Consider the following 11,063-nt stretch of genomic DNA (forward strand, 5'->3'; position numbering starts at 1 on the left):
TCTTCATGTTAATCTCCTACTCTGCTCATTATTTTTAACTTATACGCTTGTACGTATGAGTTAATTCAAAGGATAAGCCGATTTCACTCGGCATAAGAACTCACTCTATGAAAGCCCTTTCTAAATATGCGTGACGACTTTAAACTCAACATTCGGTCCGTAGATAACCTCTACCTTTTCAATCTCGTTTCCGTCTTCACCGTGAACACTACCTTTCGCCAAAATAAGCGGAATATCGCCCTCATAACCGAACAGCTGCTTCGTCCTCTTATCTCCAACAATCGGATGGATGCCAAGCGTTGCATGCTGAGGATAAATGTTGTAATTCTGATTCATTATGTTGTATAACGATTGCTCGGAGAAATCATATTGATCTATACCTGGAAATAACGCTAGCGGTACATAGGAAGTATCAAGCGTTAGCCACTTTGTATGCGTTTCCCTTCGAGTTCCTCTAAGCCTAATCAATTTCATAAATTGGCCATTATTTAAACTTATGATTTCCTTGTTCAACACTTGCGATACTGGAATCTCGTTCTTCTTGCGTGCATAATCGGTGAAGCCGCTAAAATTCCAAATGTTGTGCTTCATTTCCCTCAAGCAAACCATCGTGCCTTTGCCATGCAGCTTCATCAGAAGCGCCTCGTCCACAAGGTTGGCTATCGCTTTGCGGATTGTTGTTCTTGTTACGTCATATGTTTTCATCATTTCAGTCTCGGAGGGGATGATTTCCCCTTCCTTATATTTCCCGCATATGATGTCATCTCGAATGATGTTCTGCAATTGGACATATAAGGGAACACTTTCGTGCTTGTTAAGCATATCTTCCTCCTTGCACCTAAAATCGTATAATGCCCTTATCAATGAACATTGGATCCTTGCACCAATCCGCTCTTCATGCAAGATTGCCGACTCGCCCACCGAAAGCAGCCCAACAATAAAAACTTTCTCATTTACTAAGTTCTACACTCATACGTATGAGTTGTTCCTACTATATCAAGTTCTTGCGGATTTGACAATATGAAAAAACAAATATCGAAGACTTTCAAGTATTTCAACCGTTGTGGTGATTCAGTCGGATTCATTAAATCTAATGTAATCATTTTTTCCCTCTCTAAAAATATTATGGAATAAATATTTCACATTTCTTTTGAAAATATCCTTTTTTGATTTCGCAAGACTGCCCTTTAGTTTAGTAACGGCGCTATTATTCTGATCCAATCCATAATTACTGAAGGGCAGAGAAAGTCTAAAAGAACCGACGATAAAGTTCTCTTCGGCGCTCGCCGCGAAGCTGGGCATATATTTGAGTGGTCGATGCCTTCTCATGCCCCAGCATGCCTTGAATGAAATCTAAAGGTGCTCCGTTGTCCAGCAACTGGCACGCATAAGTATGTCGAAAACGATGAGGGTACACGTTGGCTGCGACCTCTCCCCGATTTGCAAGCCGTTTTAATGACCACCTGATCGTAGGAATGGCCATTCGGCGAGTAGGATGAGTGTCGGTTACAAACAAAGCTTTACAGGAGTCCTTGCGACTTGCCAGATACTTTTTCAACCAGACCTTGCACTCGGTAGTGAAATAAACTTCTCTCTGCTTAGATCCCTTACCATTAACGATTGCAGAGCAATTCTCCCAGTTCAAATCTTCAATGTTTATCTTTTGTACTTCTCCAACTCGGCAACCGGTAGTGTACAGGAACTCTAGAAGAGCTCGTTCCCGCATGGATAGACAAGAGATCTTCAAATGGATTACATCTTCCTCGATTAAATACTTCGGAATACGTTTTTCCATCTTAGGTTCTCTTAATTTTAGAGAAGGGTTTGATGTTAGGTAGGTTTCTTCGTATGCAAAGCGAAACAAAGATCTAACAAAGCGGATACGATGCCCTAAACTACTTGGCTTCAATCGATCAGATTGTTTCGCTAAGTATTCCTTTAACAGCTGTAGGGTAACATCTGAAATATGGATATCTCCAAGTTCATTAACCAGCATTTTTAGCTGCAGGGCGTAGGCTTTTAATGTGTTTATACTGAATCCCTGGATGCGCTTATCGGCTTCATACAGTTTCCACAATTGACTTATATTCATAATAAAACCTCCCATTAGTCCTATTAAATCTAGGTTTTCTTCTAATGAGAGGTTTTAATCTGTTGTAACTATTGTTACCCGTTAGCTCAATCTCTTCTCGGATTTAAGTAATAAGCGAGTTCAACTATACCATGTCCAATACTTTGTACCGTTGGTAATAACAAAACGATAAAACCAAGTTTCAAAATTACAACCTAAAGGTCTCAAATTATCGAATGAAGATGTGCTAGGACCTACTAATAAATAGTTATCATCTCCATTCGTGTATCTATTACAATCAATTACGATATTATCATCATATATATTTGCTATTAGGAGATAATCGGTAAATTTATTTACATTGTTATAAAGATATTCAACTTGATCTATTGGGAAAAGGAGATTTTCACCGCCGAAAAGTTCATGGTTAAATAAACTACAACCATTTGTAACCTTTAAAAATTCGAGATAATCTTTAGGAACTTTTAGTTTTGTTGAATTTACTAATTGCTCAATTTCTTCATCACTCACTGAACGATTAAATTCACAAGAATATCTATCCACATCACCATCACGATTTTGTAAATATATATAATTATGGGATACATCTAACCTTTTTTTCAATCCGTTATATGTATTCTTCACTAATGAATGTTTTTCCACTTCAATCACACCCCTTATATATACGTAAAAGGACAACCGAAAAAGTTCAGTTGTCCGTTATTAAATTCTATTAATAAGATAACCACCAAGAATTAACCTGATAAACATGAAAGTTTGTTGGAATTGGGATTAAACATGTTCATAAAAATGGGTGTTTTATTCAAATGTCCGTTATTGAGCTATCGTTCTACGTTAGCTTAATGATGCGATGCGCTTAGGTTGTGCAGGGTTGTCTGCCTGATTCGCTTCCTCGAAAATTCCTCGGGCAGACCAAGGAGCGTAAACTCCGCAGTGTGAATACGGTGTTAGGCGATGCCACTTCTTCTTTGTACTACTTACATAATCAGTTAAATCAATTTTTAGTATTCTTTACTTTCTTAAAAATCTCGTCAATAATCAGGAACACAACTGAATTAATAATGAAACTAAGAGCAAATAGTCCATACAATCGAATCGATGTAACTTCTATTCCGAATATAATTACTGACGATAAGATCACTTGAAATAATACGGTCAATACGATTCTAATGAGTTTATACTTCTGAAAACAAAACTCACATACCACAGAAACAGGGAGAGTGAGTAAAATAATAGGAACAGTACAAACGAATATGGAAAATAAAGGCATGCTATTACCTATTAAGAACATGTACATTACAGAGAATACAATGATCGTCATTAACGTTGATGTTAGTTTTCTGAATATTATTCTCTTCACGTATTTATCAAAAGCATTGTTCTGTTCTAGATAACTCACTTTAAGGTTATCCATCTCCAAATCTCTCCATTGTTGTTCAATTAGGTTTTATCTGACTCAAGTGGTTTCACCTAACTCCTTATTTATGAACTTCGCAAATTTTTCATATTTGAGGTATTCGTGAAATGACTTAATTATCCTGCCCGTTAGCTTAATAAAAAGAGCAGGCTACCGTAGCACCTACTCATCAATGTGTTATTCAACTATCGTTACCCGTTAGCGTAATGATGTTCGGTTCGGACCGAGGGCCGAATGGACCGAATAGTAAATATGGTGTCAGGCGAAGTTCTCGTACCCACAATTAATCCAATTCATTGAGAACTTTAGAAAGCACTGATTTAAATGACTCTTTATAAATGGAGATTTCATATCCATCAGCGATGCACTCAAATAATTCATCATGAAAGAGTAGTAAATAATGAATTCGATCTTTCCATAATTCTGGATTGTAATAATCATGTATGCTATTTATTTTTTCTTCTGCTTTAATCCAGTTAGAATTAATTACTTTATGTGCACTATAAAACTTAAGTCCCTTTTCATATAAAGGATGTCCGTACAATACTTCATCATTTGCCCCGCCAAATTTGTAAGCATAGCAGCCAATAAATTTAACTACGGCAATCGGAATATCCTCATTATTATTTGGGTCAATAACTTTAACAGTTGTTCCATCCCAGTCCTGGCTCTCTTCTTCTATGTAATAAATTAAGTAGGTTTGATATCCTGAAGAAATAACATGAGGTATCGGAGCTCCAACATCCCACGATGGATTCCAGTCAATCGGAAGTGCATATTCATCCATATTGGTAGATTTCTTAAACAACATTAAAAGCCTCCAACTATTTATTATTTATCACATATTTGACTTAGAGAATTTCGCCTAACGACTTATTCACGTACTTCACAAATTCTTCGTACTTGAAGTATTCGTGAAGTGATTGAACTATCCTGCCCAATAGCTCAATAGGCCGCCGTTTTRAACACTTATAGAAAGAAGAATAATATACTTTGAGTTTGATCGATTCCCGACTCATTTAACAAATACTATTTGCGTTTCTTGCGAAGCTGGCGCAGCGCTTGCCTGGCATTGTAGGAAACGAGATCGTCTTCGTGATCGAGCAGTTGTTCGATCCGTTCTTCCGTTTYRGGGACTCCAAACTGYGCCAGACTATAGAGCATGTTGATGAGCTGAAAAGGGCTCTCCTCCGTACGGCTTGCGTTAAGTGCGATGTCCACGAGTTYTTCATCACGGYCGATSCGCCATAACGCAAGCGCAATGTCAACCTTCATTTCCCCTTCGGCTCCGGGAAGAAGCTCGTACAAAATGTCTTTCGCCTTGTGCGATCGCAAATAGCCGAGCGCTATGACCGGCCAGTTGTCACGCAGGCTTACGATGCGGAGAAGCTCTTCTTCCGCAGCCTGACGTTCTTCCGCCGTCATGCGGTCGAACAATTCGAGCGGCGGCCCGTCTTTTCGCTTCTCCCAGGTCGGGGCATCCAAGAAATAAATGACAAACTTCTGATATGCTTTCATCGCTAACCTCCGTGCTACGGATTTCTCCTCCCCAAATTTGCGTGATAAAGATCAATTACAACTAACATTATGCCCGTTAGCGTAAGCAAMAGGCCGCCGCGGCAGCCTATTCTTGTAGTTGAGCTATCGTGTCCCGTTAGTGTAATTGGGTTTGGTCTAAGGAGGTGCATCTAGTTACTCCAGAAGCAAATACGTATTTTCTAATCCCATCATTTCCTTTAGAGACTTACCTAAAGCATAATGATTTGGACTGTCCTTTTTTATAACACAAATGATATTTCCAGCTTCACCCTGAGAGAGGTTAGTTAATTGGAGATAGTCATTGTTGTCATAGATATACGATACCAAATAGTCGAAATAATCAAGAGACTTATCCTTCACATTCAATCCCACATTATATAACCTGACTTTTGTCCCTGCCCAAATTTTCCCATCGTCTTCAATATCTATTAAGGGTATCCACGCCTCGGTTTCCAAATTAGCTCTCCCTCACTTCTCTCTGCATTAGTATGAAAATGAATTATTCGTGGTTGATCTTCAACATTCCTGCCCGTTAGTTGAGAAAACGTCAGCCAGATTCATGGTAGCCGTTTCTTTGTGTTTATTCAACTATCGTTACCCGTTAGTTCAATCGTAACTTTCTTTCGCTAGACGTGTAAAACTGCATCTTCATTGCAAAAAACAATATAACTACCTAGGTTACCTTCATTAAACGCCTGTTTTCTTGCTTCCCCGTTACCATGTGGTGGTAATTCCTTATTGTACTTATAAAAATTCAGGATATGTTTCGCTTCCTTTGACAATATCTCAATCGTTAGCTGACTATCCGTAAGATCAACTCCAATAATTGTACTCCCATTCAGAATTTCTGAAACTTCATCCCATTGATTCTCTTCACTTTCACCTTGCCACTGTGATTTCCAAGGTCGATGTGAAGCATTATAGTTTATATGGCATCCGAGAACTCTATTATCCATCGCTATATATTCACTAGAGGCCCAGACAGCGTAAGTTAGATACTCCTTCACGTTCTCTCTTTCAATGAGTAAACCAAAAAAACCAGGGCCTCCCATACCGTATGTACCAAGGCAATCGCAAAAATTAATAATTTTGGACCCTATCAATGTGTCCAAATCTATATCAAGTATAGCAGCTGGTTTACCCAATATTAATGATTGACCTTTATTTGGATAATAGTTGAAATCTCTAAAAGACTTATCCTCTAACCACCCCATAGAAGTCCACGCTTTTAGTTCCGTTCTAGGAATGATCATTGAGTATTCCTTAATTAACCCTATGTTCAGACTGCGATAAGGATTTTGTTCAACTCTTTTTCTAAACATCTTTTTAAAGCGTCTCATGGTCATTCCCTTTCATCGGAAAATTTAAGCATACAATGGTTAAGGCCGTAATATGGTTCAGTCTCATTGTACCATATATTGGAACTATCCTGCCATTTAGCTTAATGAAATGAGCAGACTACCGTATCGCCTGCTCATCAATGTGTATTATTCAACTAAAGTTCCCCGTTAGCGTAACAAAATACTGCCGATTGCGGAGCAACTATGATACCTATGGTTCCCAACGTTCTCGACTCAAGAAAAAAATATTAGCGTATCTCTCTTAATTTGGGTTCTTTCTCGATGGAAACATGGGTTGGAGCGATAGTTGAACATGATCGTTACTTCAGAAGCGTTCTACTAGTCATATTGTGAGTACAGCGCAAGCATATCATCAGCACAGCCAGCTATGATCGTATTTGCTTGTTCAGCATGCTTTACGGCCTCAGCGTAAAGTTGTAGATTAAAACTAACAGAAGCCATTATTAAATGCCATTCAGCGTCCGTAATTCCCTTATCAGAAACAGTTTGCAGCAGCCTGTATGCTTGCTCAAATGGATTGGTCTGGTCAGAATAATTTTGCAGATAATTCAATGCCCTTGCATATGCTAAAATCATTTCATATGACCACTGTTCCTGAGGGTACTGCTGTAGGATTGAATTTATTTCATTATAATTACCTACAAGCTTCATTACATCCATCTCTGCCTCAAGATCGTTTATATACTGCATGTCAATCATTCAGCTTGCTCCCTTCTATATTCTTGCGCCAATTTTACTAATTATTGATACATGATGTAATAGAGGATTTCGTCATATTTTTTCGCTATCCTGCCCGTTAGCTTAACGCCCAGCAGTACATCTGTACAAAATCATTTATTTTGTGAGCATGTAACCTCGTAGATACCAAAACACACTAAACGAATAGAAAGGCCCTACACGCCATTTTCCCTTTATGATCGAATTTGAACTTCGACCTATAAAAAGAAAGTGGTTTGTAGGGCCGTTTATATGCTTCTGAAAAGGTTTTGTGTGTAGACATGTTCATAAAAATGGGAGTTTTATTCAAATGTCCTTTATTGAGCTATMGTGTCCCGTTAGTTGAACGATGTTCGGCGATATCTGCCTTCTCTAAAATTACTAATGAATAAACAGCGGCACCACAATTTCCACCCATTGAACTTTGTTTTATTACTTTCCAGCCATTTTCAAGTAGTGTATTTACAAATGCTAGTCTAAACATGTACAGAAATGCTTGAATAAACATGAACAACTTTGACGAGATAAACCATACTTGTCTCAAGGGAGAGATGAGTATGTACATCACGTTGAATGTTCAATCAAACATAGAGATTCGTAGTTTGCTAGACTTGCCTAAACTTAAATCATTGATGGAGAATCTAAATATGAAAATCAATAAAAGCCAGTTAGCAAGAGAGCTAGAGGTGGATCGACGAACGATTCAGAAATATCTAGATGGGTTTACACGAAGAAGTTCACGAGATAAAGGTTCTAAGATCGATGAATATTATGAAATCATTGCTGCACTTCTATCCACAGATAGTAAGCAAGTTTTCTACTACAAGCGTGTGCTATGGCAGTACTTAACAGACAATCATGGGCTACTATGTTCAGCATCTGCATTTCGTGCCTACATTACTCGTAAGCCCGAGTTTGAAGCGTACTTTACGGATGGTCAATGTATGCAGTCACCTCAGGGTACGGTTCGTTTTGAAACAGCTCCAGGCAAGCAAGCACAGTTAGACTGGAAAGAAAGTATTCCCTATGAAACGAAGAACGGAGAAAAAGTGGAAGTGAATGTCGCTGTGTTGTTGCTCTCGTACTCACGCTYTAGGGTATATCATCTGAGCGTAACGAAGTCGCAAAGTGTGCTTCTGTCCTTCCTTACAGAGGCTTTTGAAGCCATTGGCGGAGTCCCCGATGAGATCCTAACTGACAACATGAAGACAGTCATGGACGAAGCAAGAACCGAGCATACAGCTGGGAGAGTGAATGCCAAATTCRCTGGGTTTGCAGCAGACTTTGGGTTTCACGTTAGACCTTGTATCGCAGGGCGTCCTCGTACCAAAGGAAAGGTGGAAGCTCAAATGAAGATCTTAGATGAAATTCATGCTTATCAAGGGAAGTTCAGCTTACCTGAGCTCCAAGAATACATTCAAAGGCTGTGCGATCGTGTCAATCAATCGTTCCATCAAGGAACGGGGAAAGTGCCCATTCTATCCCTGGAAAAGGAAAAGAACTCCTTACACCCGTTACCAGCGGAGCGTGTAAGAAGTTCCTATCGCATACATCATAAGCTTGTTAAAATCAATGCGTCGAACATGATCTCCTACCAATCCAGACAATACTCAGTTCCAGCTGGGTATCAAGGAAAAACAGTAGGCATACAAGTCTATGACAATCATCTGTATGTGTATTATAACACGAAACTTCTCGTCCAACATCCCATTAGTAACGCCATGTTAAATTACACAGAAGAKCATTACAGGGAGAGTTTACGTTTGTCTATGCCACGTTATCCAGATATTAATGACTTAGCTAAGAAGAATCTACGCACGATTGGAGGTGCATACGAATGAGTGTAACCTCCTACCAGCAAGCTGTTCGAAACCTGGAGTACCTGGGCCTAAAGCAGATGGTGAGCCATTTGAATGAAGTCGTCGACTTCAGCATTCATAACAAACTTTCATTCATGGACACGTTTGTGAAGCTCACCAATTATGAGATCGATGTGCGTGAACATAATATGATTCATGCCATGGTAAAGGTTGGAGCCTTCCCGCATCAAAAAGAGCTTGCAGACTTTGCGTTCAGCTTTCAACCTTCTGTGAATCGAGAGCAAATGCTAGACTTTGCTAGCTTACGCTTCATAGAAGGCAATGAGAACATTGTATTCTTAGGTCCAAGCGGTGTAGGAAAAACACATTTAGCTACATCGATTGGAATCGCTGCAGCAAAGAAACGAACAAGCACGTACTTCATCAAGTGTCACGATCTCATTCAAAACCTCAAGCGTGCCATGCTTGAGAACCGACTTGAAGCAAGGTTGAAGCACTACACGAAATACAAGCTACTGATCATTGACGAGATTGGTTATCTTCCAATTGAACCAGAGAATGCCAAACTATTCTTCCAGCTTATTGATATGCGTTATGAGAAGCGTAGCACCATCTTCACGACTAATGTTAACTTCCGAGCATGGGATGAAGTATTCCGTGAACCTAAGCTCGCTAATGCTATCTTAGATCGTATTTTACACCATGCAACTGTCGTCACTATTGTAGGAGAATCGTACCGATTGAAGGATCATTTTGTCCAAGAGGACAAGTGATTTTGTACATCCTTAAACAAGCAAAAGTGTACATGTTTATGTTGACATTTACAAACCCTTTATCGCTTCATCAACAGTAAACGTTAGCAGATAAAGACTGTACTTAAAAGAATGCATACTATGCGGTGACTTCCCCCGATGTGAGGGGAAGTCACGCGTTCAAAAAGAAAATGGCTCCTTATGCTCTTTAGGATGAACGATCACTGGATTTTCATTCGTCTTGCGGATGGCAATTACGGCGTGGTTCACGTCTTCACGGTAAGTTCTCAGAGCATTCTTGACCGCTGCTGCAGCCTGACCGCCATCGACCACTGTGCAAAAAATGTTCATTGTCTTATTGCCGATATCGCCCCCGTCCACATGCCCAAGCCCTTTCCACCCAAGAACTTGATCGAGCAGCCGCTCCACTCGGTGTCTTTTGACTAAATCTGCTTTACTACCTTTTCCTAGAATCTTGTATTGGACGATGATTGTATCATGCTGTTCGGATGGAATCTCCGTGTAACCAGCCGCTCTCGCTTTCCCCAATAACGTCTCTAAAAACACGAATTCTTCCGTCTGTACATCCCATACAACATATTCTGTCTTCCCGTCACGTCCCGCCACTCCACTATGAATAACCGCCCTTCGATTGTCCGGCTCCAGCCAGACTTCGAAATACCTGAAAGTTTTTTGATCCTCTTCCTTTTTGTACAATTTAATCAATCCGCTACCTCCATGCCGCTCATCTCCTAACGTCTCGGCGAGACCCTTGTCCAATCAAACACATTGGCATAAAACTGAGTTGCCCCTTCCGGATCCTGAGAACCCAGATCAAACAAAACGACACGGTTCATATTAACACTCCTTTGCCAATTTCCTTACAATAAACATTATAAGATTCCAGAAACAGGAAGGTCAAGCGATTTATCCTGTTTTAAACAATAACTGCTGGAAGTATTTCTAGATTAYTATTTCGTTAATCTGCCCGTTAGCTTAACGAAAACAAGGAGCAGCTGCCGTGGCAAACTGCTCCTTGTGATTGAACTATCGTTACCCGTTAGCATTCCTGTAGAGCGTTAATTATCAGCTTTGCAAAAAAACGAGCGCCTCGGTACGATGGAAGTACGCAACGGGTCATAGCCCTTAAAATTCCATCATCCAGGAGGACGCTCTACTATGAAGTTTAAATCGCAGGATAAACAAAATCAACTCATTGAAAAAATTACCGCCCAGCACCTAGTCGTCGGGATCGACATCGCCCAGCAAACGCATGTCGCTCGTGCTGTTACCTTCCGTGGAATTGTGGTCGGTAATCCCCTAGCCTTCTCGAATGACGAGGAGGGTTTTCAAATCCTTCTACGC

12 protein-coding genes and 1 pseudogene are annotated in these 11,063 nt (G+C 39.9%); 3 read left to right on the forward strand and 10 right to left on the reverse strand.

Annotated features, from left to right (window positions below; translation table 11 throughout):
- Positions 1-120: 120 nt before the first annotated feature.
- The 8 genes from AC1DWN_RS18440 to AC1DWN_RS18475 form a co-directional block, all read right to left on the reverse strand.
- Positions 121-822, reverse strand: coding sequence for a GntR family transcriptional regulator (locus AC1DWN_RS18440; protein WP_477560369.1), 702 nt, complete (start codon positions 820-822; stop codon positions 121-123).
- A 427-nt stretch (positions 823-1,249) separates the two neighbouring features.
- Positions 1,250-2,092 carry a tyrosine-type recombinase/integrase gene (locus AC1DWN_RS18445; RefSeq protein ID WP_477560370.1) on the reverse strand — a complete coding sequence of 281 codons (843 nt, stop codon included), beginning with the start codon at positions 2,090-2,092 and terminating at the stop codon, positions 1,250-1,252.
- A gap of 120 nt (positions 2,093-2,212) precedes the next feature.
- Complete coding sequence (locus AC1DWN_RS18450; protein WP_477560371.1) at positions 2,213-2,734, reverse strand: SMI1/KNR4 family protein; 522 nt, start codon at positions 2,732-2,734, stop codon at positions 2,213-2,215.
- A 1,058-nt stretch (positions 2,735-3,792) separates the two neighbouring features.
- Positions 3,793-4,320 (reverse strand): hypothetical protein, encoded by a 528-nt coding sequence (locus AC1DWN_RS18455; RefSeq protein WP_477560372.1) that lies wholly within the window; start codon positions 4,318-4,320, stop codon positions 3,793-3,795.
- A gap of 218 nt (positions 4,321-4,538) precedes the next feature.
- Positions 4,539-5,027, reverse strand: coding sequence for a HEAT repeat domain-containing protein (locus AC1DWN_RS18460; protein WP_477560373.1), 489 nt, complete (start codon positions 5,025-5,027; stop codon positions 4,539-4,541).
- Positions 5,028-5,201: 174 nt separating this feature from the next.
- The gene (locus AC1DWN_RS18465; RefSeq protein WP_477560380.1) at positions 5,202-5,486 is read right to left on the reverse strand and encodes a hypothetical protein; all 285 of its coding nucleotides are present in this window, start codon (positions 5,484-5,486) and stop codon (positions 5,202-5,204) included.
- A gap of 188 nt (positions 5,487-5,674) precedes the next feature.
- Positions 5,675-6,388: a hypothetical protein gene (locus AC1DWN_RS18470; RefSeq protein ID WP_477560374.1), complete on the reverse strand. Its 714-nt coding sequence runs from the start codon at positions 6,386-6,388 to the stop codon at positions 5,675-5,677.
- Positions 6,389-6,727: 339 nt separating this feature from the next.
- The gene (locus AC1DWN_RS18475; RefSeq protein WP_477560375.1) at positions 6,728-7,108 is read right to left on the reverse strand and encodes a hypothetical protein; all 381 of its coding nucleotides are present in this window, start codon (positions 7,106-7,108) and stop codon (positions 6,728-6,730) included.
- Between the two features lie 575 nt (positions 7,109-7,683).
- On the opposite strand from AC1DWN_RS18475, the gene istA reads away from it, so the two are divergent.
- Positions 7,684-8,967, forward strand: coding sequence for an IS21 family transposase (gene istA, locus AC1DWN_RS18480; RefSeq protein WP_477560376.1), 1,284 nt, complete (start codon positions 7,684-7,686; stop codon positions 8,965-8,967).
- Positions 8,964-9,719, forward strand: a complete 756-nt coding sequence (gene istB / locus AC1DWN_RS18485; RefSeq protein ID WP_477560377.1) for an IS21-like element helper ATPase IstB — start codon at positions 8,964-8,966, stop codon at positions 9,717-9,719. The genes istA and istB overlap by 4 nt, the downstream gene beginning before the upstream one ends.
- Positions 9,720-9,878: 159 nt before the next feature.
- Here the strand turns inward: istB and AC1DWN_RS18490 are convergent, their stop codons facing one another.
- Both AC1DWN_RS18490 and AC1DWN_RS18495 read right to left on the reverse strand, forming a co-directional pair.
- A complete protein-coding gene (locus tag AC1DWN_RS18490; protein WP_477560378.1) occupies positions 9,879-10,424 on the reverse strand; it encodes a hypothetical protein in 546 nt (181 codons plus the stop codon).
- 26 nt (positions 10,425-10,450) lie between these two features.
- Positions 10,451-10,555, reverse strand: a complete 105-nt coding sequence (locus AC1DWN_RS18495) for a VOC family protein (protein ID WP_477560379.1) — start codon at positions 10,553-10,555, stop codon at positions 10,451-10,453.
- Positions 10,556-10,877: 322 nt separating this feature from the next.
- On the opposite strand from AC1DWN_RS18495, the pseudogene AC1DWN_RS18500 reads away from it, so the two are divergent.
- Positions 10,878-11,063: pseudogene (locus AC1DWN_RS18500) on the forward strand (IS110 family RNA-guided transposase); the annotation flags it as partial.

It is taken from the genome of Paenibacillus sp. P4_A7 (assembly GCF_056402455.1).